Origin of the sequence: Chthoniobacter sp., from assembly GCF_040003245.1 — a bacterium.
In the GTDB taxonomy this organism is placed as follows: Bacteria; Verrucomicrobiota; Verrucomicrobiia; order Chthoniobacterales; family Chthoniobacteraceae; genus Chthoniobacter.
Genome location: NZ_JBDUCX010000029.1, coordinates 1 through 24,039 on the forward strand (window position 1 = coordinate 1; position 24,039 = coordinate 24,039).

The following is a 24,039-nucleotide window of genomic DNA, read 5'->3' on the forward strand; positions in this document are numbered from 1 at the left end:
GGGCATTGTCATCGGCTTGATTACTTGGGGCGTCTGGCCCAAGCCGCCGGAACGCATCACGCCAAGAATCGCCGCCCGCGATGAGGCGACCACCTCCAGCATCGCCGTGTTGTCGCGAGGCGTGAACCTGGAATGGGATCGCACGGTCGGCGCACCGGCGATGAACGCGCCTCTCCCGCCCGGCCTGCTGCGGTTGCAGAGCGGCGTAGCCGAGATTGAATTTTTCCAAGGCGCCCGGCTCTGCGTCGAGGGCCCGGCGGAAATTCAACTGATCTCCGCGGGTGAAGCCTTCTGCCGCTACGGACGCTTCAGCGCCCATGTGCCACCGCAGGCGCGCGGCTTTCGCCTCGGTACTCCCAAGGGCGAAATCGTGGATCTCGGCACGGACTTTGGCCTGGATCTCAATGAGAAATCACCAGAGCTGCACGTTTTCAAAGGGGAGGTGGAATTGCATCAGCCACAGACGCAGATGCGGATGCTGACCACTGGCACAGCCGCGAGCCTGGGGCGGCCGGGTTCCACGCAGATGATGGCGGCCAATGCGGCGGCCTTCACCTTCAGCCACGATCTCGATGCGCGCGTCTCCGCTTCCCATCGCGAATCCTTTGCACGCTGGCAGGAAGCGAGCGCCCGTTGGAACGACGATCCCGATCTGCGGCTGCATCTCGATTTTCAAGACCAGGAAGACGCGCGCTCCCTGCGCAATGCTGCCGCGCACGGCCAGGACATCGCCGCCGGCACGATCGTCGGTTGCAACTGGACGGAAGGCCGCTGGCCTGGAAAGCGAGCCCTGCAATTTCATAGCGTGAGCGACCGCGTGCGGCTCAATCTGCCGGGCGAATATCCGCAATTCACGGTCGCCGCGTGGGTGCAACTGCATAGCCTCAACGGGCGCCAGAACCAAAGCTCGATTTGCATGAGCCAGGGGCTCGAGGTGGGCGGCGTGCACTGGCAGGTCATCTACACCGGGGCGATTTGCCTGGGCATTGTCGCCGAGGCGCATCCCTCGGTGACGGATGACTACATCAGCCCGGTCGTCTTCACGCCGGAGCTCTTCGGCCAGTGGGTGCATCTCGCAGCGGTGTTCGACACCGCGGGCAAAGAGGTGCGCTTTTACGTGAATGGCGAACTCCTTTCCCGGCATCCGCTGAAGCGGCCGGTCGTGCCCAAGCCGGTGATGGCGGAATTGGGTAACTGGATTCCGGCCTCCGATTACCGCGGCCCGCATGCCGTCCGCAATTTTGTCGGCTGCATGGATGACTTCAGCGTCTGCGCCCGTGCCTTGAGCAATGCGGAAGTGCGCAAGCTCGCAGAGTAGCCGCCCCCCTTTTCCCACCATGAAACTCCTCCCAGCTCTCTTCCTCACGCAGATCTGCGGCAGCGCCGCTGTGTCGGCCGCTGTCACCGCCGGCCACTACGACATGGCCTCGGTCCGCGACACGTCCACGCTCGAGACGCGCATTATAGAAGATTGGCATCCGTGGGCGAAGGACCTCGCCATCCGGCAGAAGCTCATCGAGATCAACATCGGCGAATGGTGGCCGGGGCAAAAGGTGCGGCTGCCGGTGACGCTCATCGCGCCGGCGGCGGGCGGCCCTTGCCGCAACGTCATCGTCGGCAACGCGGGCGTGGAATTGAAAGCCGCAGCGCCCGCCGGGGCGATGCTGCGCCTCGTGAAGGAGAACGGTGTGGGGCTCGCCCTCATCGGCATGACGACCATCGACGCCATGGAGCCGCTCGGGAAACTCGACGTCGGGATGAAGGAGCATTTTCTCAAGAGCAAGGACGCCCGCTTCACGCCCGCCTGGATCTGGGGCTTGAGCGACATGCGCGCTCTCACCGCCGCGATTGCGGAAAAGGATGTCTTTCAGCCGGTCAAGGCCATCGCTACCGGCGGCTCGAAGCGGGGCGTCGCCACGGCGGCGGCGGGCATCGCAGACAATCGCTTCACCGCCATCATGCCGGTCGTCGCGCCGATCATCGATCCGCCCGGTGGGCCGTACGTGGAAGGCACCCGGCCCGCGGAAATCACGCGGGCCAATGACCAATTTCTCGTGGCCGTCGCCGCGGGCAAAATTGCCAACGCGCCTGCTACTGCGGTTGCCCCGCTGGTCTCTCGCGAAAAAGTCCGCGCCTTCGAACGCATCACTCTGGACGAGGCCCACGGAGCCGGCTGGAGCGCCGATGACGTCAAGGCCGCCAGCACGCTCGCCTGGGAGGTGTGCCGCATCACCAATTACCTGCCCGCCCTGCAAGCGCGCGGCCTGGAGATCTTTTACAATGAAGGCTCGAACGACAACGTGGGCCCCGGCTTGCGCGAGTTGGGCAAGCGCTTCCCTCATCTGCCGATCTACGTGGTGCCGGGTGGACAGCATGGCGGCGCGAAGACCGCCGGCTTTTTGAAACAGGTCGGCTCACTGCCGGAAGTGGACGAAAACCTCTACGCTCTCGCCCAGCACCATTTTTTCAACGCCCGGCCGATGGTCGCGACCCCGACGGTGATCCAGACCTGGGACAACGCTACTCACCGCCTGCGCGTGACCGTCACCTTTCCCGATAAGGCGCAACCGCAGAAGAATGAGCTGTGGTGGTCGGTGAATCGCCATCCCGACTACACCCTCGCGATGGAATACGATGGATGGGAGTCCGCGCCGCTGCGCGAAATCAGTCCCTCGACCTTCGCCGGTGAGGTCGCCTTCGCGACCAAACCCACCTCACTCGATTTTGTAACCGTCCACCAGCACACCGCCAATGGCTCGACGCTCACCCTGTCGAGCCCACTGCTCAGTGTCGACATCCCATGAAGATCTGTCTTCGCTCCCTCCTGGCGATTACCCTCGCCGCGTGTGCCTCCCGCGGCGCGCTCCTCGCCACGCCGCCCAGCGCCGAACAGACCGATTTCTTTGAAAAGCAGGTCCGCCCGCTGCTCACCGAGCGTTGCTACGAGTGCCACAGTGCGGAGAAGAAAACGAAAGGCGGCCTCGCCCTCGATACGCGCGAATCCACGCTCAAGGGCGGCGATACCGGTCCGGCGTTGGTCGCCGGGGATCCGGAAAAGAGCCTCCTGATCGAAGCCGTGCGCTACGGAAACCACGATTTGCAAATGCCGCCGAAACGCCGGCTCTCCGACACCGAGGTCAAGACCCTGGAAACGTGGGTAAAGATGGGTGCACCCGATCCGCGCGAAGCCGTGGTCGCGAAGCAGGGCCGGGTCATCGACATCAACGAGGGCCGCAAATTCTGGAGCTTCCAGCCGCTCGCCCGCGTCGAGCCGCCCGCGGATCCGAAGGTCGCCTCGCCGATCGATGCTTTCCTGCAGGCCAAGCTGGCGGAGAAAGGCCTCTCTCCGGCCCCGCCGGCGGACAAGCGTACACTCCTGCGCCGCGCCACCTTCGACCTCATCGGCCTGCCTCCGACACCGGAGGAGGTGGATGCTTTCGTCGCCGATACCTCGCCGGAAGCCTTCGATCACGTTGTCGAGCGCCTGCTCGCCTCCCCGCATTACGGCGAACGCTGGGGCCGGCACTGGCTTGATGTCGCACGTTATGCGGACTCCAACGGCATGGACGAGAACGTCGCCTTCGGCAACGCGTGGCGTTATCGCGACTACGTTGTCCGCGCGTTCAACGACGACAAGCCCTACGACCAATTCCTCATCGAGCAAATCGCCGGCGATCTCCTGCCGTCCAGCGAAGACACGCTCGCCGCCACCGGCTTCCTCTCGCTCGGCGCCCGCGTGCTGGCCGAGCCCGACATGCAGAAGCTCGAGATGGATATCATCGACGAGCAGATCGACACCGTCGGCAAGGCCTTCCTGGGCATGACGCTGGGCTGCGTGCGCTGTCACGATCACAAGTTCGATCCCATCAAGCAGGAGGATTACTACGCGATGGCGGCGATCTTCCGCAGCACCCGCAGCCTCTCCACGGAGAAGATGGGCGCGATCAAGTTCTGGTACGAGCATTCGCTCGCCACCCCCGAGCAACTCGCGGAGAAAAAGAAATACGATGAAACGGTGAAAGCGAAGAAGGCCGAGATCACTGCGGTCTCCACCAAGGCGAGGGCTGAAGTAAAAGCCAAAGTGCAGGTCCGCGTGGCGGATTATCTCGCGGCGGCGGCGCTCCTGCCCGCCGAGGCGAAGCAAGCGGACGCGGAACCGGTGGCCAAGGAAACGAAATTGGATACAGGCATCCTGCTTACCTGCCGCCGGTATTTGGATCAGCATTCTGACAATCCCGTCTTCGCTCCGTGGCGCGAACTGGCGTCGAAGAAAGATGTCGACGGCATTCGTCAACATTACGAGCCGATTTTTGCCGAGGCACTCGCGGCGAAAAAGGGACCGGTTTACGACGCGCTCGCCGACGCGAAGGGCATCCTCGCACTCCCGGTCAAGGATGCCGACATTCTCGACGCCACCACGCTCGCGCAAATCGCCGCGATGACCATGGCCATGGCGGACTTCGAGGCCAAGGGCCCCGATTTGCCCGCGATCATGACCGTGGCGGACGACAAAATCGTGCCGACCCTGGCCGTGCATCTCCGCGGCAGTTACCTCACGCTCGGCAAGCCGGTGGAGCGCGGTTTTCCCGAGGTCATGCGCACCAGTTTTACCCAGCCCATCCTGCCCGCCAAACACAGCGGCCGCCTGGAACTCGCGCGCTGGATGGCCAGCAGCGAACATCCGCTGACCGCGCGTGTCATCGTCAACCGCGTGTGGCGCTGGCATTTCGGCCAGGGTATCGTCACCAGCACGGACAATTTCGGTTTCCTCGGCAGCAAGCCCTCGCATCCCGAGTTGCTCGACTGGCTGGCGCGCACCTTTATCGAGAGCGGTTGGTCGATCAAGGACCTCCACCGCCTCATCATGAAATCGGCGGCCTATCAGCAGGCCAGCAATGTGAGCTTCTCCCCATCGGACAAGGTGGACCCGCGCATCGTCGACCCGGAAAATCACCTGCTCTGGCGCGCGAATATCCAGCGCTTGGAAGCGGAGGAGATCCGCGATGCCATGCTCTTCACCAGCGGCTGGCTCGACCTGCAGATCGGCGGCAAAACCATCCCGCTGCACAATCGGGAATTCGTTTTCAATCACACCAGCAAGGACGCGACCACTTACGAGAGCCCGCGCCGCGCGCTCTATCTCCCAATCATTCGCAATCATCTCTACGACATGCTGGAGCAGTTCGACTACCCGGACCCGACCATGCCCACGGGCAGCCGCAACAGCACTGTTATCGCGCCCCAGGCGCTGATCATGATGAACGCCCCGGTGGTCATGCGGAGCAGCACCCGTCTTGCCGGGAAACTCGCTTCGTTGCCCGACGACGAGCAGCGCCTTCAGCAAGTATACACCATGCTCTATGGCCGGCCACCGCTCGAACATGAGAAGACTGACGCGCTGGCCTTTGTCCGCGATCTTAGCGCTACGGAACAGCCGTCCCGCGCCTGGGCGTTGCTTTGCCAGACGCTGATGGCGGCGAACGAATTCATCTATTTGAGGTAAAAATGCCTACCCAACCCACTCAGCCCATCCAACCCATCCAACCCATCACCCGTCGCACCATGCTCCAGCGCAGTGCGGCTGGCTTTGGCTATCTCGCCCTGCAATCCCTGCTCGCTCGCGAAAGCGTCCGGGCTGAGGAAGAGAATCCGCTGGCGCCCAAGGCCCCGCAATTTCCGGCACGCGCCAAGCGCATCGTCTTCATCTTCATGAAAGGCGGGCCGAGCCATGTGGATACCTTCGATCCCAAACCATTGCTGCAACGCGACGACGGCAAGCCCTATCCCTTCAAGCAGCCGCGCGTGCAGTTTGCCGAGACGGGCAAGCTCCTGAAATCGCCCTGGAGCTTTAAGCAATACGGCCAGAGCGGGTTGCCGGTCAGCGAACTCTTTCCCCATGTCGCGCAGCATGTGGATGACCTCTGCATCCTCCGCTCGATCTACGGCACCAACCCTGCGCACGGCGGAGCCTGCCTCAAGCTCCACACCGGCAGCGACACGCAGGTGCGGCCCAGCATGGGCTCGTGGGTGTTGTATGGCCTCGGCTCGGAGAACGAGAATCTGCCCGGCTTTCTCACGATCTGCCCCACGCTCGCCCACGGCGGGGTAAACAATTGGGGTGCGGCCTTTTTGCCCGCTTACACCCAAGGCACGCCGATTGGCAATGCGAGCGTCCCGTCGGACAAGGCGTTCGTGCGGCACATTCGCAATGATCTCGTCAGCAGCGAAGCGCAACGCAAGCAGCTCGATTTCCTCGCGAAGATGAACCGTGAGCAACTCGAACTGACAGGCCCCGATCTCGCCCTGGAAGGCCGCATCAATTCCTTCGAGCTCGCCTATCGCATGCAGAGCACGATGCCCGAGGCGCAGGATGTGAACAGCGAAACCGAAGCGACCAAAAAGCTCTACGGCATGGACCAGCCGGTGACGGCGAACTTTGGCCGCCAATGCCTCATGGCGCGCCGCTTCCTCGAGCGCGGCGTGCGTTTCGTGCAGGTCTCGCACAGCGATGGCGAGGTGCAATGGGATCAGCACAGCGCGCTCTACAAGGGCCACACCAAGAACGCCGCCGAAGTGGACAAGCCTATCGCCGGCTTCCTCACGGATTTGAAAGAACGCGGCCTGCTCGAAGACACGCTTGTGTTGTGGGGAGGGGAGTTTGGCCGCACGCCCACGGCGCAGGGTGGCGACGGACGCGATCACAATCCCAACGGCTTCACCATGTGGATGGCGGGTGGCGGCGTGAAGGGCGGCATCGCCTACGGCGCGACCGATGACTACGGCTATTTCGCGCAGGAGGACAAAGTGCACATCCACGACCTGCACGCCACCATCCTGCATCTGCTGGGCCTCAACCACGAGAAGCTCACCTACAAGTATGCGGGTCGCGACTTCCGGCTCACCGATGTGGAAGGGCGTGTGGTGAAAGAGATCTTCGCCTAGTCCTGTTCACCAACCCCATCCCATTGTGAACCAAATCGACCTCACTCATCGTACGGCCATCGTCACCGGTGGCGCCCGCGGTATCGGATTCGCCATCGCCCAGCGGTTGCTGGCCTCAGGGGCCAGCGTCTCGCTCTGGGACGTGGATGCTGCGGCCCTGGCGCAAGCTTCAGATCAACTGAAATCACAGGGCACTGTGCACACCGCCGTGGTGGACGTGACCAGCGCGGAATCCGCCGAAGCCGCCGCCGCTTCCTCCGTCCAGACCCTCGGCAAGCTCGACATTCTGGTCAACAACGCGGGCATCGCCGGGACCAACGCGAAGACGTGGGAGACGGATCCGAAGGAATGGCAGCGCGTGCTCGCCATCAATCTCAACGGCCCCTTCCATTGCTGCCGTGCCGTCATCCCGCATCTGTTGAAGAATGGTTACGGACGTATCGTCAACATCGCTTCCATCGCCGGCAAGGAAGGCAACCCCAACGCTGCGCACTACAGCGCGTCGAAGGCCGGGGTCATCGCGCTGACCAAATCGCTCGGCAAAGAACTCGCCACCCGCAACGTCGTCGTCAATTGCGTCACCCCCGCCGTCATCGCGACCGACATTCTCAAGCAGATGGCGCAGACGCACATTGACTACATGCTCTCCAAGATCCCGATGGGCCGTTTCGGGAAGATCGAGGAAGCGGCTGCGCTGGTGGCGTGGTTGTGTTCGGAAGACTGCTCCTTCACCACCGGCGCCGTCTTCGACCTCTCCGGCGGACGCGCTACTTACTAGAGCGGGATAGCGTGCACACCGAAGCGACCGTTTCCCGCTCTCCCTCCTGGAAATGGGCCATCACCGGCCTGCTTCTACTGGCGACGACGATCAATTACATGGATCGCGTCACCCTCGCGAGCGCGTCGGTGCGCGTGACCCGCGAGTTGTCACTCGATGACGCGCATTACGGCAATCTCGAACTGGCCTTTGGCTGGGCCTTCGCCGCGGGCTCGCTCGTCTTTGGCTTCCTTGCGGATCGGGTGCGCATTTATTTCCTCTATCCTGTGATCCTCGCGGCGTGGTCGCTCATGGGCATGGCCACCGGCTGGACCCACGGCTATTTTGAATTGATCGTGTGTCGGACGTTGCTCGGTTTTTTCGAGGCCGGACATTGGCCTTGCGCGCTGAAGACGACCTTCACCCTGCTCAGCGAAAAGGATCGCACCATGGGCAACAGTATCCTGCAAAGCGGCGCTTCCATCGGAGCCATCGTCACGCCGCAGATCATGAAGCTGCTCGTCACCGATCAACCGGGATCGTGGCGCACGACGTTCATTGCAGTCGGTGGAGCGGGATTGTTGTGGGTCGTCGCCTGGCTCATCTGTCTCCGTCCTCGGGATCTCGACAGTGCCCTGCTGGTCACAACAAAAAAGGATGGCCTTGGTCTGGCCGTGATCTTGCGGAGCGGGCGCTTCTGGGCAGTGGCGCTGCTCATCGTGGGCGCGCAAGCCGTCTGGCACATCTATCGCGTTTGGCTCATGAAGTTTTTGCAGACCGGCCGCGGTTACGAGGAGAAGGCCGCGCTGGATTTCAATTCCTTCTACTTCATCGCCACGGATGTCGGCTGCATCCTCGCTGGCTTCGTCTCGCTCTGGCTCATCCGCCGGCGTGGCGCGTCTCCTCACGATGCGCGGCGCACCGTCTATGCCGGCGCCTGCGTGCTCACTTCGCTCAGTCTTCTCCTTCCGTGGCTGGGCAAGGGCTGGCCGTTGCTCGGGACACTATTGCTCATCGGTGCGGGCGCCCTCGCCTTGTTCCCGTGCTATTACAGCTTCACGCAGGAACTTTCCCCCACGCACGTCGGTCGTCTCACTGGGCTGCTCAGCCTGTGGGTGTGGGCCGTAACTTCGCCGATGCACAGCTTTTTTGGGATGCTGGCCGATCGCACGAGAAGCTATGATGCCGGCCTCGTCGTCGCCGGCTTGGCTCCCTGGCTCGGCGTCATTGCCATGAAACTTCTGTGGCGGAAAAGCGAACCGCCCCTCGTCGTCTAGAACCCCATGCTCACCGAATCCACCCGCTTCCGCGATTTTCCCACGCTCTCGGGCATCACCTACCTCAACACCGCCGCTGAGAGTATCCCGCCGCGCTGCACCGGCGACGCCATTCACGCTTACTGGGAGGACAAGCTGCGCGGCATGAAGGGCCGCGACGGCCACTTCGCGCAGGTCGAGGCGTGCCGCGAAGTCAGCGCCCGGATACTTGGCTTGCCGACCGCCGAGGTATCGTTCTGCTCGTGCAGTTCGGAAGCCTACAACCTTCTCGCCTCCGCGTTGCAACTGGACAGTAACGACAACGTCGTCGTCACTGATTTGGACTTTCCCGCCGGGGTCACACCGTGGTTGCGCGCCGCGGATGCGCCCGCGTTGCGCATCTGGAAGGCGGTCGATGGCGCACTCGACATCACGCATCTCGCACCGTTGCTCAACGAACGGACGATGCTCGTGCAGGTTTCGCTGGTCAGCTTCTACAACGGCCATCGCATCGACTGGCAGCCGTTTCGCGACACTGTCCGCCGGCTCGCCCCGCACGCCATCATCTCCGTCGATATTACCCAGGCGCTGGGTCGCGTGGTGCTGGATTGCGAAGGCGCGGACATCCTCATCTCCAGCACGCATAAGTGGACGCTCGGAATTCACGGCGGTTGCATCATCGGCATTCCGGCGGCCGGCGCCTCGCGGCTCACCACTCGCGCCGGCGGCTGGCTGCATTTGCAAAATGCCTTCGCCGCCGATCGTTTCGAACGAGCCGTACCCAAGACCGGCGCAGCCAGCTTCTCCGTCGGCATGCCCAACTTCGTCGCCCTCTACGCGCTCAATGCTTCGCTGCGGTATCTCGAAGGCGTCGGTGTCGCCAATATCGCGGCGCATGCCGATCCGCTCGTGGCTGAGGCGGAAGCCGGCTTGCAAGAGCTGGGAGTGAAGCCGTTGTGCCGCTGGAATGGCACCGGCATCCTCGCCTTCCAGCATCCGCGCAGCACCGAGCTGCATGCCGCCCTGGAGCGCGAGAATGTGCACGTGATGCACAACGCCGGTCGCATTCGCATCGCCGTCCACGGCTACAATACGCAAAACGACATCCGCCATTTTCTCCGCGTGCTGGGCACGTTGCTGGAGAAAGTGTGATCCTCACCACGCTTATGAACTCCCCCACAACACTGACCCGCCGCAGCTTCCTGCGTTCCACGATTCTCGCCGCGCTCGCTCCCACCGGCTCCCTGCTGGCCCACGATTCCGCTCACGGCGACATCGACGCTCATGTCCACGTCTGGACGCCGGACACGAAACGGTACCCGATCGCGAAAGGATTTAGCAAATGGAAGGACATGCGGCCGCGCAGTTTCACACCGGAGGAACTCTTCGCGCAGTGCCGCCCGGCGGGCGTGAGCCGCGTGGTCCTCATCCAGATGAGTTTCTATCAATTCGATAATCGCTACCTGCTCGACTCCATCGCCCGGTATCCCGGCACCTTTCGCGGTGTGGCCATCGTCGATGAAACGAAGACCGACGTGCGCCAGACGATGAAGACGCTCGCCGCTCACGGCGTGCGCGGTTTCCGGATTTATACTGACAAGGCCAAGGCCGAGGCCTGGCCGCACTCCGACGGGATGAAGAAAATGTGGGCTTACGGCGCGGACGCCGGTCTTTCCATGTGCCTGCTCGCGGACCCGGATTCGCTGCCCGCCGTGCATCGCATGTGCAAAGCTTATCCACACACTCCGGTGGTCATCGATCACTTTGCCCGGATCGGCATGAAAGGCCCGGTGCAGCAAAGCGATCTCGACCACCTCTGCCGCCTCGCGGCCTTCCGGCATACGCATGTGAAGACCTCGGCCTTCTACGCCCTCGGCGCCAAGAAAGCGCCCTACACCGACCTCGGTCCCATGATTCGCAAGTTGCGCGATAGTTACGGGGCTTCGCGTCTCATGTGGGCCAGCGACTGCCCTTTCCAAGTGCAGCAGGGCCACACCTACGCCAACTCCATCGCCCTGATTCGCGACCGTCTCGATTTCCTGACCCCGCACGACAAGCACTGGATGCTGCGCAAGACCGCGGAGACGGTCTTCTTCTCCTAAGCGCGAACTACTCGAATCGCCGGATGAATTCGCGGTAAAACTCGAGCGCGCGCTCCACCTGCGCCACCTCCACGAATTCCACCGCCGCATGGGCTTGGTCGATGCTGCCCGGGCCAAAAACGAGGCTCGGAATCCCCTGCCGTGAGAGCTTGCTCGCGTCGCTCCCGAAGGGCACGCCACACAGCGTTCCATCGAGTCCCATCCCGGTGAGCACGGCACCGGCCAGTTGCGCCGGCGCCGAGTCCGCGGCGGTCTCCAGTGCTTCATCCGTCAGAAGCGGCGGCTCCATGACCGCATCGAGCGCGGGATATTGCGCCCTCAGCGCATCGAGCACATTCTGATAGTGCGCGAGGACGCCAGCCACCGTCTCCCCCGGCAGCAGGCGGCGGTCGATCTCAATCGCGCAGGAATCCGGCACAAAGTTCACCTGCACGCCGCCTCGGATCACTCCGACATTCACCGTCGCGGGGCCAAGCAGCGGATGCGCGCGCGCGGCGAGGCGTTGGTGATCTTCCTCCAGTGCCAGAATAATTCGCGCCATGTGATTGATCGCATTCACGCCCAGATGCGGCTTGCCGCTATGCGCCGCCTTGCCGCGAACGACAATGCGCCAGCGCAGCACGCCCTTGCTGGCGATTACGGCGCGCAATCCCGTCGGTTCCGCCACCACCGCAGCGTTCGCCGTAAGGCCTTCGCAAAATTTCACCACGCCCCGATAGGAAAATTCCTCGTCTACCACCGCCGCCAGCCACACTTCGCACGGAGGCTGAATTCCCTCCTCATGCAGCGAGGCGACGGCGTGCATCATCGCCGCCAGGCCGGCTTTCGTGTCGCAACTTCCGCGGCCATATAGCTTCCCATCCTCCACTCGTGGCTCGAACGGCGGAATGCTCATGCCCTGCACCGAAACGGTATCCGTGTGCGCCTCCAGAATCACTCGGCGCGAAGCATCGCGCCCTGGCAATCTGGCGATCACGTTGGGCCGGTTCGGAAACACTTCCTGCTCCCAAACCTCGATACCGCGTCGCTCGAAAAACATCCGCACCCACTTGGCGATCTCCTTCTCACCGTATCCTCCTTCGTAAGATGAATTCACGCTGTCGATCCGCACAAGGTCGGCAAGCGTCCGGATTACGGGGGGTAATTTCAAAGCGTCGATTTCCTTCCGGCGATTAACTCTGCCCGAAGGGGACAAAGGATTGGTTGCGGGGGTGGGATTTGAACCCACGACCTTCAGGTTATGAGCCGGAGGGTGAGTATTACATTTACTTGATTCCATGATACCCGTGCAATTTTATTCCTGTCGTTCGCGTGCTCAAATCACCCTTCACTCCGATAAATGCAAAACCCAAAACCCAAACCCCGAACTCCCGCAAACGCCGTAAAGGGCGCGAATCCGTTGGGAAACTGACAATTCGCGAAATTGTAGAAAGAAAGGACGGATATTCGCGGAAAACCTTTTTGGTGCAAGCTGACGGAACTGCCGAAGGGGGGCACGGCAGGAAGAAATTCAAGACCCTTGTCGAGGCGGAAGCGTTCACCGACCTCAAAAGCGTTGAATTGACGAACGCACAAACCACCCTCAACAGTATTATTACCAGACTATCGAAGTCGCAGGTCCAGGATGCAGAAAGTGCCTTCAATCGTCTTGGGGTTCGATACTCTTTAGCACAAGCGGGGGAGTATTTCCTCCGGCATTTTGTGCCGCCGGTCAACCCCGTTTGCCTAACGGACGCCCTCGATAATTTCCTTGAGGCGCGTCGGCATGAGGAGTCCGACCTGTCTCGCTGAAGAATCTGCGGCATACCGCTTCAAGTTTGATTGCGTTTGTAACGCTTCGCGCACCTCAGACTACCGCGTCGAGGTGATGCTAACGCTCGCGCTGTTGATGGGTGGTTACGCGCTGGCCCCAGCGCGTTCACTCCAGCGGTCCGATCGCCGTGGTGGTGGCCGGATTGTTCATCTGCAACCATGGATGCGCTTTGGGCACTCATCGACGAAATACTGAACGCACCTCTCTTCGTGCTGATCGGACTGGAGATTCTGGTCCTGTCCTTCACGAGCGAAGTATTATACGTGGAACTGTGGGTGATTCCTGCGATTCCGCTGCGCGTTGGGTAAGAGCTGTCGTGCCCGTGACGATCATCCGGCGCTGGTGCGAATTCACGCCCGCATCGTTCGTCCAAGCCATCGCGTCACCGGCGACCGCCGGCACGATGATGTCCCCGGCGCCGGCTGGGAGTTCCTCCACATTGCCATCGACGATCATTCCCGTCTGGCTTTCGCTCAGTTGCTCCCAGATGAGTCCGCCCGCAGTGCCATTGCCTTCCTCCACGCCGCTCTGGCTTTCTTCCACAAACACGGCATCCAAACCCAACGCCTCTACTCCGACAATGGCTCCTGCTATCGCGCCCACGCCATGCGCGACGCCGTCCAAGCCCTCGGCCTCAAACACCGCTTCACCAGGCCTGACACTCCCAAGACCAACGGCAAGGCCGAGCGTTTCATCCAAACCTCCCTCCGCGAGTGGGCCTATGCTCACTCCTACTCCCATTCCGACCAGCGCTCCGCTCGCCTCCCTCTCTTCCTCCACAACTACAACTGGCATCGCCCTCATCATTCCCTCAATCTCCGCCCTCCCATCTCAAGACTCCGCCTCCACATGAACAACTTCTTGAGCCTCCACACCTAAGCCGGGCGTTCGAGCGGCACATCGATGATCACTATGGTCGTAAAGGATATTGGGATGCGATGGAAGGCGAGGGCAAAGCGTAGGCACGCCCTGCTCTCAGTAGCCGCGAGTGTGGGGAGTTTAAGCCGCTGCAAATTCCTCTCCGAAAGACCTAGCTTCGAGCTGATCGCCTCGCGCACATTCGCCAGGCGGTTCTCAAACCGTTCCCGATCGTGCGGCGACTTGCCGATGCCGCGTTCTATCCGTACGATGGTCTTGTGCTCCCGCGCCAACCGCAGGAGCGTCGCGCTATCCACGCTTTGAATGTAACCATTCCCATTGACCGGGAGCGCCTGCCAGTTCCGTTCCGGCAAAGCGAGCGCGGTCTATCTTCAGCGTCGTCCGCCGGCCCTTTTCCAAGGTTCCTTGGGAAAAGACGGTTAACGGCTGCCATGGTCTCAGCGGCTATCGAGGCGATAATGCTCGATGCCTGAGTGTATTGGCTGGAGGCCAACGCCAGCATCATTGAAAACGTGACACCCGCCACGGTTATCATCATTCATGGGTCACCCTTCATCGGCAGCGATCGGCCTCAAAGCTCTTTGCCGATGGCCTGCAATTCCTTGAGGCGTGTTTTGCTGACGGTCGGATAACTCATCCTGAGATCTTTCATGGTATCGAGGATGATCTGCGAAATGATCAGCCGCGCATTTTTCTTGTCGTCGGCAGGAACGATATACCAGGGCGCGCGAACGGTGCTGGTCGCATTCAGGCACGCCTCATACGCTTCCATATAATCGTCCCAGCGCTTCCTTTCGCGCACGTCCGCGAGGCTGAACTTCCAGTTCTTATCCGGCTCATCGATGCGTTCCCGAAAACGCTTTCGTTGTTCGTCTTTCGACAGGTGGAGAAAGAACTTGATGATCCGGGTACCGTTGCGGTGGAGATGCGCCTCCAGATCCACGATGGAGCGATACCGATCCTCCCAAATGGAGTGCTCCGCGATCAACCCGGCGGGCAACCCCTGGCTGCGCAGTATTTCCGGATGCACGCGCACGATAAGCACCTCCTCGTAGTAAGAGCGATTGAAGATGCCGATCCGTCCGCGTTCCGGCAGTCGGCAGGTGGTGCGCCAGAGAAAATCGTGTTCCAGTTCTTCGGCGCTCGGCTGTTTGAAACTGAAGACCTGACAGCCCTGCGGATTGACCCCGGACATGACGTGCCGGATAGCCCCATCCTTGCCGGCGGCATCCATCGCCTGAAAAATGAACAGTATCGCATAACGGTTGGACGCGTAGTGCAGCCGCTGCAACTCACTCAACTCCTCAACGCCTTCATCGAGCCGTTTATGATAGTGTCTCTTCGACTTGAAGAGAGGCTTCACCTTCGTCGGGCGCTCGCTGAGTTTAAGGTTATCTCCAGGCGGCACTTGGAAATCCGTCGAATCGATTTTATTGCTCATCGTCTAGTGGGTTTTTCGTGATGCGCTTTGCCTTTCGCCAGTGCTTCGTAACCGGAGATCACGTCGAATAGTTCTTCGTCGATGCCGCTTTGGCGCAGTCGATGAAAGGTGCCGTGAAGAGTTTCCAGCAGATCGTCGATGTTCTTGTCGGCGCGCTGCATCGCGGCGAGGCGGCTCGCGTTCTCGCTCGCCAGGGATTCGGCACACGCCTGGAAGAGGGATATGAAGAGGTATTCGCGGATGAGTGCCCGTACGGTGGCAGTGCCGCCACACATGACTTCAGGCAAGGTCTTCGTCGGCCAGGGAATTTTGGCTAGATCTTGCTGCCATTCCGCGTCGAGTGGCAGTAGCCGCTGGCTGACTGGTTCGTAGAGCGCGCCAGACTTCGGACGGTTGTGGAAAACGTAAAGCTGCGCGTAGTCGCCCTCAGCGCGATGCGCTTCGCTCTCGATCTGAATCTGTCCGACGAGCGGAGTAATGGCCTGGACGGAGTTTGGCACGGCAAAGAGTCCCATGAGCTGCACACCAGCATCTACAAGGCGCGCCTGCACGCGCTCACCAACGGCCCAGACCCTCGGTTTGCCAGGCAGGGCGGCGAGTGTCTTAATCGCATAATCGGCGACGATGTCGTTGAACTGCCCCACCAAGCCCTGGTCGGAACCGAACACGACGGCGCCAATCGCACTGGCGTCAGGGTGTCCTTTCTGATCCACCCTCAAGGCCGCTGGTTCGCTTTCCCGAAAGCACGCGCCCAACCCCAACTCCACGGTGCGATAGTAATCACCCAACGCACGCACGGATTTTTCGTATTGCCCGATACTGGAAGCGGCCAATGCCTTCATCGTGCGGACGACCGATTGGAGATCGCCCGCACTGCTGATCTTGCGACGCAGGCTCGCGGTGGTGTCGCTCATGCGTTCCCGTTGGGCTCCGGTTCGGCTCCCGCCTTTGGCTTCGGTGAAGCGTCTGGCTTGGACGCACCCTTAGACTTAGGTTCGGCTTCGCTTTTTTTCCCAGCCTCGGATTTGGCTTCCGGCTTGGGTTGGAATGGCGCGAGCGCCTGTCGGGCAATTTCGATAATGGTCTTCCGATCCTCGTCGCTCAGCTTGTCGGCGGTTTCAAAACGCTCGCGAAGCTCCGCCGGGATGTTCGGCGCGGCTTCATGCACGGCGTGTTGGGCATCCTTCATTCGATCCAGTGGCACTGGGTCGAAGAGTTCCGCGGTCAAGGCCAGCAGCACGGCGATTTGTGCGGGCACGGATACTGGTGCCAACTCCGACTGCTTGAGGCAGGCGCGGATGTGACGGCCATGCTCGATGATCTTGCGCGTGTCTTCATCGAGACGCGCACCAAAGCGGGCGAAGGTCTCAAGTTCCTCGAACTGTGCGTAGGCGAGCTTGAGATCGCCCGCCACCGCGCGGTAAGCCGCCCGTTGCGCCTTGCCGCCGACGCGCGAAACGGATTTGCCGACATCCACCGCGGGCAACACGCCTAATTCAAACAGCGACGGCGAGAGGTAAATCTGCCCGTCCGTGATGGAAATCAAATTGGTCGGAATATAAGCGGAAATGTTTTGCGCCTCGGTCTCGATAATTGGTAGCGCAGTCAGCGAGCCACCGCCGCGTTCCTTGCTCAAATGGGTGGCGCGTTCGAGCATCCGCGAATGGATGTAGAAAATGTCCCCAGGGAAGGCTTCGCGTCCGGGTGGCCGGCGGAGCAGGAGAGAAAGTTCGCGATAGGCGCGCGCATGATGGGTGAGGTCGTCATAGACGATCAGCACATCGCGCCCAGCTTCCATGAAATGCTCCGCGATGCTGGTTGCGGCGTAAGGCGCGATGTAGGCGAGTCCGGGCGGATCGTTGCCCTCAGTCACGACGACGACCGTGTAATCCAGTGCACCTTTCTCCCGCAAAACGGCCACCGCCTTCGCCACGGCGGAAGCGCGCTGGCCAATGGCACAATAGACACAGAGCACATCTTTCCCGCGCTGGTTGAGAATCGTGTCAATTGCGATGGCCGTCTTGCCTGTCTGCCGGTCACCAAGAATCAATTCGCGCTGGCCGCGCCCGATGGGAATGAGCGCGTCGATAACCATTAGTCCGGTCTGAAGGGGCACCGTAACCGGCCCGCGATCCATGATCGGCGCGGCGGGACGTTCGATCGGCAGGCGCTCGCCGGCGGCCAGAGGCCCTTTGTCATCGAGCGGGCGACCAAGCGGATCGATCACGCGGCCCAGCAGGCCATCGCCCACGGCAACGTCCATCACGCGGCCGGTGCGCTCGACTTCATGGCCGGCGTGCAAGTGTGCGTAGTCACCAAGGAGCACGACACCGATCTCGTCGTCATCGACATTGAACGCGATGCCGAAGACGCCGCCAGGAAACACCAGCAGTTCCTCAAAGCCGACACCGAGGAGGCCGGAGACACTGGCGATGCCGGTGGAAACGGTCGTGATCGTGCCCACCTCGCGCGGAGTAAGGCTGGGCGTGTAGTCTTTACACGCCTGCCCGAGGTTCGAGAACGCGCCTTCGAAGACGCTCTGTAGGCTTTCAGGCGAAGCGTTCACGGGCTTTTTGTTTCCGGCTTAGGTTCTTCGGCCTTCGGTTTGGGTTTATCCTTCTTCTTCATCAGCTCATCGACACCTTTTTCCAGCGACGTGAGGTAATCCGAAATGCTCCAAGCCAATTTCTGCCCATTGGTGGCGAGTTCGATTCCGCTGATCAGATCCGGCGCAGTCTCGAATCGGAGGTGAATATCAGCCGAGAAGGTTTCGTTGATCGCGTTCTGTATGGCCGCGCGTTGGTCCGCCGGAAGGTCAAACGCGCTCCGCACCAGCGTAGGATCAGACGCGGTCTTCAGCGCCTGGCCCAGACCGGCCTTCGCTTGACCGTCCATCTCCTGCAAACGGCGGGTGAACACATCGCCCATCCGCTCTTCCAGACTGATGTTTGCCAGATCCGCCAGTGCCTTGCGTGCGATCGAAAACACTTCGTCCTGAGCCCGCCGGGTGATCGCCTGATTCAGGTTCTTGGCGTCGCTTCTCAACGTCTCCTGTCGCTTCGCGCTCAAGGCGTCAGCTGCCTTGCGTGCTTCGTCCATGAGTCGCTGACGCTCAGCGTTCGCCTCTTTCGTCGCCTTGTTCAAAAGTGCGGCGCGCTCTTTGTCGAACTCCTCGTTTTTGTGCTGGAACTCGTCGCGCTGCTTTTGGGCTTCGTTCTTTTTCGCGTCGGCGTCCGCGAGTTCCTTGGCGATTCGTTTTTCCCGCGCGTCGATGGCGTTGAGGATCGGTTTGTAAAGAAAGCGCTTCATCAACCACACCAGGATGAGGAAGTTAAGCGCCTGCGCTCCGACGGTGAACCAATCAATGAGCATCGGTTAGTGGGCCGCAGTTGCGGCGATGACGTGGTTCCAGAACGGGTTGGCGAAGATCAGAATCATCGATACCACGAAGCAATAGATGGCCGTGGATTCGATCATCGCGAGACCGACGAAGAGCGTTCGCGTGATGGTGGCGGAGGCGTCAGGCTGCTGCGCCAGCGCGGTGAGCGCAGTTGCAACCGCACGCCCTTCGCCGAGTGCGGGGCCCATCGTACCGAAACCGGTAGTGATGCCAGCGGTGAAAATCGAGGCCACCGCGATAATTGTCATGTTGTCCATACGTTGTTTTTCGTTAGTTACGGTTATCAATTTCCAGCATTGGATGCTGTTTTTGGTTTGCGAGTCTGGGTAGCTGCGGCGATATAGACCGCGGCGAGGATGAAGAAGATATAGGCTTGCACCATGCCGGTGAGCAGGCCGAGCAGGGTCATGACGATCGGAAAGAGAAATGGCGTGATCGTGAGCAAGATACCGATGATCATCGCCCCGCTCATCATGTTGCCAAACAGCCGCACGGCCAGGGCCAGCGTGCGTGAAAGTTCACTGATGACGTTGAACGGCAACATGATTACTGTTGGCTCGATGTAAGACTTGAGATAGCCACCAACCCCTTGATCCATGATGCCAAAAAGTGGCACGGCAACGAATACGGACAGGGCGAGCGCCACGGTTGTCGAGAGCGAGCTCGTCGGCGGCTCATAGCCGGGGATGATCGTGCAGATCGCGGACACGGCGACGAACAGGAAGAGCGTGCCCAGGAACGGCAGGTAGGTATTCGGCCGCCGCAGACCGACTTCTTCAATTTGCTTCGCGATGGCGGTCACGACGATTTCCAAAAGATTCTGCCAGCGGGTGCGCGTTAGGTCGGTGGAAAGCTTGCGGGTAACGAGCTTGGAACCGACGGCAAGCGCCAGCATGATCGCCCAGGTGAAGGCAATCGTGCCGTTGAGTTTGAAGAACCCGTGCTGCCAGAAGATGAGCTGGTCGGGACTAAGACGCATGGGTTACCTCCGATGCTGGGGGTTGCCGGTCCGACGAGCGGGTCAGCCAGATTACGCCGAGTCGGGCCATGAGGAAACCCAGCAGGCACGCCACGAGCCGTTGCCACTGACCGCCAGAGACCAAGTAGAAACCAGCGAGAGCGATGCCCATCCGCAGCAACATGCTGCCGAGAAACCAAAGTGCAGGGTTTGGAGACGAAACGCCTTTGCGCACCGTCCACCAAAGACCGCCGAAAAAAATCGCCCCGAGAGCTCCGCCCGCCATCCACGCCAGCACCAAAGTTAGCGTTTCATTCATGGTCATCCTCTTGTTCGTCTCGCATGGCTTTTTCCTCCTTGGCGACCCAGTGCCACGCATTGAAACAGCCGATTAAAAGCCCAGCCACCAAAAGCGCCAGCGTCCAGGAATGAGTGCCCGGATGGTGTTCGTCCAACCAGAGTCCGAGCGCAGCGCCGAGCAGGGTCGGAACGGTCACGGACCAGCCGATCAGTCCCATCATACCCAAGCCGAACCAGACTCCCGGGGTGCCGTGACGCCGCGCCTTGAGCTTGCGACCAGCCTTTGCGCCAGCTTGCACGGCGAAAGGAGACTCGTCCCGTGAAGATTTGTCTGTCTCGTCACTCATGTTGAAAATTCGCGAAGCGCATCAGAAAACCAGATTCCAATTTGGCCATGACGGTGCGCACGCTTTGTTCGTGTTCGTCGAGAGTTAGAAACTCCTGTTTCACCGCATCGCGCAATTGACCAAGGTCTGCACCGCCCAGTGCCCGGCGCACGGAGACGAGCACGTCCGGGCCAGTCTTTACCAATACTCCGTCGTCCACCGCCACGAAGACTTCGCCATCCGCCTCGCTTTCGTAGGTCAGAATTCCCGGCGTGAGCGCCGCCACGCAGTCCAGTCGATGCGGCAGGAGCCCGAAAGAGCCCTCAGCGGTCTCCGCAACGATGCGCAAGACGCCGGTTTTTTCGGCGAAGATTTGGAAGGGCAGGAGCACCTTAAGATTCATGAGTATCAGCGGCATGCTCCAATTTCGGTTGAGTTTCCTCCACGGGCTTCGGTTTCGGTTCGGGCTTGGCTTCTGACTTGGAATCATCGTCAGGCTTCGGGATGGCCTTGGCTTTTGGTTTATCGGGCGGGGCCTTTTGCTTCGCCTCACCAATCGGCCCGATCATATAAAGCGCACTCTCCGGGAAGTCCTTGAATTCGTCGTGCAAAATGCGTTCGCAGCCATCGAGTGCCTCCTTGAGACTGACCAGCTTTCCTTTCAAACCGGTGAACTGCTCGGTCGTGAAAAAGGGCTGGGTAAGAAACCGCTCCAACCGCCGGGCGCGACCGACCACATTGCGGTCCTCCGGCGAAAGCTGTTCCAGACCAAGCATGGCAATGATGTCCTTGAGGTCTGCATACTGCGCGAGCGTCCGCCGAATCTCCTGCGCGAGCGCATAATGCCGTTCGCCGACGATGCCGGGTGTGGCCATTTTGGAACTGGATTGCAGCGGGTCAATGGCCGGAAAAAGTCCTTCGCTCGCCCGCTTGCGCGAAAGTACGATTGAGGCGGAAAGATGCGAGAACGTATGCACCGCCGCTGGGTCGGTAAAATCGTCCGCCGGCACATACACCGCTTGGATGGAAGTAATGGCTCCGGTATCCGTGTTGGCAATGCGCTCCTCCAAACCCGATAGCTCGGTACCCATCGTCGGCTGATAGCCGAGGCGTGACGGCATCTGACCCATCAAACCCGATACCTCCATGCCGGCCTGGATAAAGCGGAAGATATTGTCGATCAGCAGCAACACGTCGCGGTGCTCGTCGTCGCGGAAATATTCGGCCATGGTCAGCGCCGCATGACCTACGCGGAACCGCGCGCCCGGCGGTTCGTTCATTTGGCCGAAGAGCATCACCATCTTGGGTAAGACACCCGCCTCCTTCATTTCGCGGTAAAGCTCCTCGCCCTCGCGGCAGCGTTCGCCGATCCCGCAGAAGATGCTCACGCCTTCCTGATGCCCGATCATGTTGTGAATCATTTCGGTGAGCAACACCGTCTTACCTACACCCGCGCCACCGAAAAGCCCTGCCTTGCCACCGCGCTCCAGCGGAACGAGCACGTCGATGACCTTGATCCCCGTTTCGAATATTTCCGATTTGGTGGAACGGCGGGACAGTGGCGGCGGCGCACGATGCACAGAACGCCATTGCACATCGGTTGGCGGCGCTTCCCGATCGATGGCGTTGCCGAACACATCGAACATCCGCGATAAAATCCCTTTGCCCACCGGTGCTTTCAACGGCCCGCCCGTGTCCGCCACCGCCATGCCACGAGCGAGCCCTTGCGTGGGCGTCAGCGCAATCCCCCGCACATGCCGTGCGTCGCGCTGCGCCAGCACTTCGATGACGATACTCTGATCCTCTCCTGCGCGTAACACGGTGTGGATCGGCGGCAAAAGCCTGTCGAAACGTATATCCACGACGCTCCCACGCACCGAGACGACCACGCCAAAATTTGGTTGCTCCTTCATTCTGCCAACGCCGCCTCCGGGTGGGAGGTTGAAATAACACTTTTCGACGGGGAAATATCGGACTCTTGGCCTGCGACGTCTGCAGGCGCCCCTTCCGGGAGGTATTCCGGCAGGGTCAGGCGTGCCACGCCGATCCGGCTATCTGCCATCCCGTAGTAAACGTCAAAGCGGTCTGGCGTGCCGAGATCGTCGCGCCGGTCAATGCCAGTAGGGAACACGACGTTCGCAATGGTTCCTCGAAGTTCTTCCGGAGACTGCGGAGTCAGGACTGGCGTCGGCGACCGATAGCGGATTTTCTGTGGATGCTCCTCCGAGAGCACCATGATTCCAGCTGAGTAACAAAGCTCGCGCCCGGCTTCGTCCGGCCTCGTCGTTTTGCTCACGCCATGGTATAGGATCAGCCAGCCATGCCGCGTCTGAACAGGCGGAGTGCCTCCGCCGATTTTGAGTTGCTCCCACGCGGATACCGGCGTCGCCAGGCGGTGATGCGAATTGAATAAGCCTGGGCGATGCGGTTCGAGACCCTCCGGCGGCATCGGGCAGTAGGAAATCCAGATACTTTCATGCTCGCGATCCACCCACCGGCCCTCGCCTTGGCACACAGTTTCCTCGGGTCGCGTTCCCGGAAAAAGTGGGCGATGGAGCAAGGTCAACTGCATTTTTCCGGCGTGATTGGGAATGGCGATGGGGAAGATGCTGGCGTCCTTGTTGTCCACATGGACGAAGTCGACGCCCCGATACGGCGCAAAGGTCGCCAGCCCGATTCGCTTCCAATGGAATAAGTCCTCCGACATCGCCAGGGCTATCCGGGGTCCGATGGCCGAAAGCGCTGTGTAAGTCATCACGTAATGCCTGAGCGGTGCGACAAACGTAACGCGCGCATCCTCGCAACCGCCGCCTCCACCAGGCAGTCGCTCGTAGTCCGCTTCAGGTTCGAGAGCAATGCCGAGTCGCTCGACCCCGCTCGGATCGCCAGCTTCATTGAACTTAACGCGAGCGATGCCGATGCGCGAGTAATTCCCCTTCGCGACGAGTCGTGGAAAAAGGTAGAGCCGACCATCTGGGCCGCGAACGGCAGCGGGATTGAGCGTGCCTTCGACCTCGTGCGGATTACCATGTTCCGGCTCCATGAGCAGCCCCAGGCGTTTCAATTGGAAGACACTCATTGAGGGATCTCCTCACAATGCTCTGCTCGTTGATTGCCACCCGCACCCAAGCAGGCGACGATGGTTTCGATCACCCGTTTGGACTCATGAGGGTTAGCAACCTGGATGGATAATGCACCGGCTTCTTTGGCTGGGTAATCATTCCCGCCGGGAAACAAGGCGTCTCCGACAAAAATCATCTCGTCAATTCCAATGCCAAGGGTGTCTCGCAGTTTTCTAATCCCATAGGCTTTGTCGATACCCGGCTTGGTAACATCTATGGATGTGGTTCCACCCAGGCGTACCGAAAACTCGGGGATGAGTCGGTCGAGGCGCTCTTTCATTTTCTTCCGTTTGGCGAAATCGGCATCCCATTTCTTCTTTTCTTCGATCGGTGCCTGCTGCCCCAGCGCGGAGAACGTGATCTGGCTCCCACGGTCTTCAATTACTTCGCCCCAGACGCGTTCGACCTTGAATCCCGAATCGTCGCTCACTCGCTGCAACGAGCCGATGATCTTCTCTTTCTCCCCAGCTGTGAAGTCCTCTGCATACAGCTTCGTCCAATCTGCCTCGTATTGGTAAAACTTAGTGCCACAGGTAGGAAGGAGAGACAGGCTCTTCAGGAGTTCGCCTTGGGGAAGATTGGAGAGAACCTGCTTCTCGAATTGCGGCCAGTTGCCGCCAGAAATGACCGCCACTTTCACGATGGCGAGAAGACCACTCAGGAGTGTTGCCATCTCGGCATCAAGGCAGGCTTTGCTTTCGGCCAGCGTGCCATCCAGGTCGAAGACGATGAGCTTTTTCATC

The 24,039-nt window shown here is 60.7% G+C and carries 24 protein-coding genes and 1 pseudogene; 11 read left to right on the forward strand and 14 right to left on the reverse strand.

The annotated features are described in order from the left end of the window. From ABJF10_RS05755 to ABJF10_RS05790, 8 genes are all read left to right on the forward strand, one after another. The coding region (locus ABJF10_RS05755; protein WP_348543574.1) for a LamG-like jellyroll fold domain-containing protein at nucleotides 1-1,318 on the forward strand (1,318 nt) is incomplete at its 5' end. A 19-nt stretch (nucleotides 1,319-1,337) separates the two neighbouring features. Beyond that, nucleotides 1,338-2,804 carry a PhoPQ-activated protein PqaA family protein gene (locus ABJF10_RS05760; RefSeq protein ID WP_348543575.1) on the forward strand — a complete coding sequence of 489 codons (1,467 nt, stop codon included), beginning with the start codon at nucleotides 1,338-1,340 and terminating at the stop codon, nucleotides 2,802-2,804. Beyond that, nucleotides 2,801-5,503 (forward strand): PSD1 and planctomycete cytochrome C domain-containing protein, encoded by a 2,703-nt coding sequence (locus ABJF10_RS05765; protein ID WP_348543576.1) that lies wholly within the window; start codon nucleotides 2,801-2,803, stop codon nucleotides 5,501-5,503. Before ABJF10_RS05760 ends, ABJF10_RS05765 begins: the two co-directional genes overlap by 4 nt. Before the next feature lie 2 nt (nucleotides 5,504-5,505). Further along, on the forward strand, nucleotides 5,506-6,942 hold the full coding sequence (locus tag ABJF10_RS05770) for a DUF1501 domain-containing protein (protein ID WP_348543577.1): 1,437 nt from the start codon (nucleotides 5,506-5,508) through the stop codon (nucleotides 6,940-6,942). Between the two features lie 25 nt (nucleotides 6,943-6,967). Next, on the forward strand, nucleotides 6,968-7,720 hold the full coding sequence (locus tag ABJF10_RS05775; protein ID WP_348543578.1) for an SDR family NAD(P)-dependent oxidoreductase: 753 nt from the start codon (nucleotides 6,968-6,970) through the stop codon (nucleotides 7,718-7,720). 11 nt (nucleotides 7,721-7,731) lie between these two features. Further along, a complete protein-coding gene (locus ABJF10_RS05780) occupies nucleotides 7,732-8,976 on the forward strand; it encodes an MFS transporter (RefSeq protein ID WP_348543579.1) in 1,245 nt (414 codons plus the stop codon). A 6-nt stretch (nucleotides 8,977-8,982) separates the two neighbouring features. Then, nucleotides 8,983-10,107 carry an aminotransferase class V-fold PLP-dependent enzyme gene (locus ABJF10_RS05785; protein ID WP_348543580.1) on the forward strand — a complete coding sequence of 375 codons (1,125 nt, stop codon included), beginning with the start codon at nucleotides 8,983-8,985 and terminating at the stop codon, nucleotides 10,105-10,107. Nucleotides 10,108-10,121: 14 nt separating this feature from the next. Continuing rightward, complete coding sequence (locus ABJF10_RS05790) at nucleotides 10,122-11,057, forward strand: amidohydrolase family protein (protein WP_348543581.1); 936 nt, start codon at nucleotides 10,122-10,124, stop codon at nucleotides 11,055-11,057. 7 nt (nucleotides 11,058-11,064) lie between these two features. Here ABJF10_RS05790 and ABJF10_RS05795 read toward each other — a convergent pair whose 3' ends face one another. After that, nucleotides 11,065-12,207, reverse strand: coding sequence for a M20 family metallopeptidase (locus tag ABJF10_RS05795; RefSeq protein WP_348543582.1), 1,143 nt, complete (start codon nucleotides 12,205-12,207; stop codon nucleotides 11,065-11,067). Nucleotides 12,208-12,368: 161 nt separating this feature from the next. On the opposite strand from ABJF10_RS05795, the gene ABJF10_RS05800 reads away from it, so the two are divergent. The 3 genes and pseudogenes from ABJF10_RS05800 to ABJF10_RS05810 all read left to right on the forward strand — a co-directional run. Next, a complete protein-coding gene (locus ABJF10_RS05800) occupies nucleotides 12,369-12,848 on the forward strand; it encodes a hypothetical protein (RefSeq protein ID WP_348543583.1) in 480 nt (159 codons plus the stop codon). Between the two features lie 180 nt (nucleotides 12,849-13,028). Next, nucleotides 13,029-13,178 (forward strand): hypothetical protein, encoded by a 150-nt coding sequence (locus tag ABJF10_RS05805; protein WP_348543584.1) that lies wholly within the window; start codon nucleotides 13,029-13,031, stop codon nucleotides 13,176-13,178. A gap of 106 nt (nucleotides 13,179-13,284) precedes the next feature. Then, nucleotides 13,285-13,749, forward strand: a pseudogene (locus tag ABJF10_RS05810) (integrase core domain-containing protein); the annotation flags it as partial. On the opposite strand, the gene ABJF10_RS05815 reads toward ABJF10_RS05810, so the two are convergent. The 13 genes from ABJF10_RS05815 to ABJF10_RS05875 all read right to left on the reverse strand — a co-directional run bounded on the left by ABJF10_RS05815 (nucleotide 13,746) and on the right by ABJF10_RS05875 (nucleotide 24,038). Further along, nucleotides 13,746-14,102: a DUF2254 family protein gene (locus tag ABJF10_RS05815; RefSeq protein WP_348543585.1), complete on the reverse strand. Its 357-nt coding sequence runs from the start codon at nucleotides 14,100-14,102 to the stop codon at nucleotides 13,746-13,748. The pseudogene ABJF10_RS05810 and the gene ABJF10_RS05815 overlap by 4 nt on opposite strands. Nucleotides 14,103-14,320: 218 nt before the next feature. Beyond that, on the reverse strand, nucleotides 14,321-15,190 hold the full coding sequence (locus tag ABJF10_RS05820; protein WP_348543586.1) for an ADP-polyphosphate phosphotransferase: 870 nt from the start codon (nucleotides 15,188-15,190) through the stop codon (nucleotides 14,321-14,323). Further along, nucleotides 15,187-16,104: a F0F1 ATP synthase subunit gamma gene (locus ABJF10_RS05825; protein ID WP_348543587.1), complete on the reverse strand. Its 918-nt coding sequence runs from the start codon at nucleotides 16,102-16,104 to the stop codon at nucleotides 15,187-15,189. The genes ABJF10_RS05820 and ABJF10_RS05825 overlap by 4 nt, the downstream gene beginning before the upstream one ends. Continuing rightward, nucleotides 16,101-17,756 carry an alternate F1F0 ATPase, F1 subunit alpha gene (locus ABJF10_RS05830; RefSeq protein ID WP_348543588.1) on the reverse strand — a complete coding sequence of 552 codons (1,656 nt, stop codon included), beginning with the start codon at nucleotides 17,754-17,756 and terminating at the stop codon, nucleotides 16,101-16,103. Before ABJF10_RS05830 ends, ABJF10_RS05825 begins: the two co-directional genes overlap by 4 nt. Beyond that, nucleotides 17,753-18,562: a F0F1 ATP synthase subunit B gene (locus tag ABJF10_RS05835; RefSeq protein WP_348543589.1), complete on the reverse strand. Its 810-nt coding sequence runs from the start codon at nucleotides 18,560-18,562 to the stop codon at nucleotides 17,753-17,755. Before ABJF10_RS05835 ends, ABJF10_RS05830 begins: the two co-directional genes overlap by 4 nt. Nucleotides 18,563-18,565: 3 nt before the next feature. Continuing rightward, nucleotides 18,566-18,847, reverse strand: coding sequence for a F0F1 ATP synthase subunit C (locus tag ABJF10_RS05840; RefSeq protein ID WP_348543590.1), 282 nt, complete (start codon nucleotides 18,845-18,847; stop codon nucleotides 18,566-18,568). Nucleotides 18,848-18,873: 26 nt separating this feature from the next. Then, entirely contained in the window at nucleotides 18,874-19,569 is a 696-nt protein-coding gene (locus ABJF10_RS05845; protein WP_348543591.1) for a F0F1 ATP synthase subunit A, read from the reverse strand. Further along, nucleotides 19,559-19,867 (reverse strand): ATP synthase subunit I, encoded by a 309-nt coding sequence (locus ABJF10_RS05850; protein WP_348543592.1) that lies wholly within the window; start codon nucleotides 19,865-19,867, stop codon nucleotides 19,559-19,561. The genes ABJF10_RS05845 and ABJF10_RS05850 overlap by 11 nt, the downstream gene beginning before the upstream one ends. Then, a complete protein-coding gene (locus ABJF10_RS05855) occupies nucleotides 19,860-20,195 on the reverse strand; it encodes an AtpZ/AtpI family protein (protein WP_348543593.1) in 336 nt (111 codons plus the stop codon). Before ABJF10_RS05855 ends, ABJF10_RS05850 begins: the two co-directional genes overlap by 8 nt. After that, the gene (locus ABJF10_RS05860; protein WP_348543594.1) at nucleotides 20,188-20,592 is read right to left on the reverse strand and encodes a F0F1 ATP synthase subunit epsilon; all 405 of its coding nucleotides are present in this window, start codon (nucleotides 20,590-20,592) and stop codon (nucleotides 20,188-20,190) included. The genes ABJF10_RS05855 and ABJF10_RS05860 overlap by 8 nt, the downstream gene beginning before the upstream one ends. Next, the gene (gene atpD, locus ABJF10_RS05865) at nucleotides 20,567-22,087 is read right to left on the reverse strand and encodes a F0F1 ATP synthase subunit beta (RefSeq protein WP_348543595.1); all 1,521 of its coding nucleotides are present in this window, start codon (nucleotides 22,085-22,087) and stop codon (nucleotides 20,567-20,569) included. Before atpD ends, ABJF10_RS05860 begins: the two co-directional genes overlap by 26 nt. Further along, nucleotides 22,084-23,253 carry a glycosidase gene (locus tag ABJF10_RS05870; protein ID WP_348543596.1) on the reverse strand — a complete coding sequence of 390 codons (1,170 nt, stop codon included), beginning with the start codon at nucleotides 23,251-23,253 and terminating at the stop codon, nucleotides 22,084-22,086. The genes atpD and ABJF10_RS05870 overlap by 4 nt, the downstream gene beginning before the upstream one ends. Further along, nucleotides 23,250-24,038 (reverse strand): HAD-IIB family hydrolase, encoded by a 789-nt coding sequence (locus tag ABJF10_RS05875; RefSeq protein ID WP_348543597.1) that lies wholly within the window; start codon nucleotides 24,036-24,038, stop codon nucleotides 23,250-23,252. The genes ABJF10_RS05870 and ABJF10_RS05875 overlap by 4 nt, the downstream gene beginning before the upstream one ends. Nucleotide 24,039: the final 1 nt, after the last annotated feature.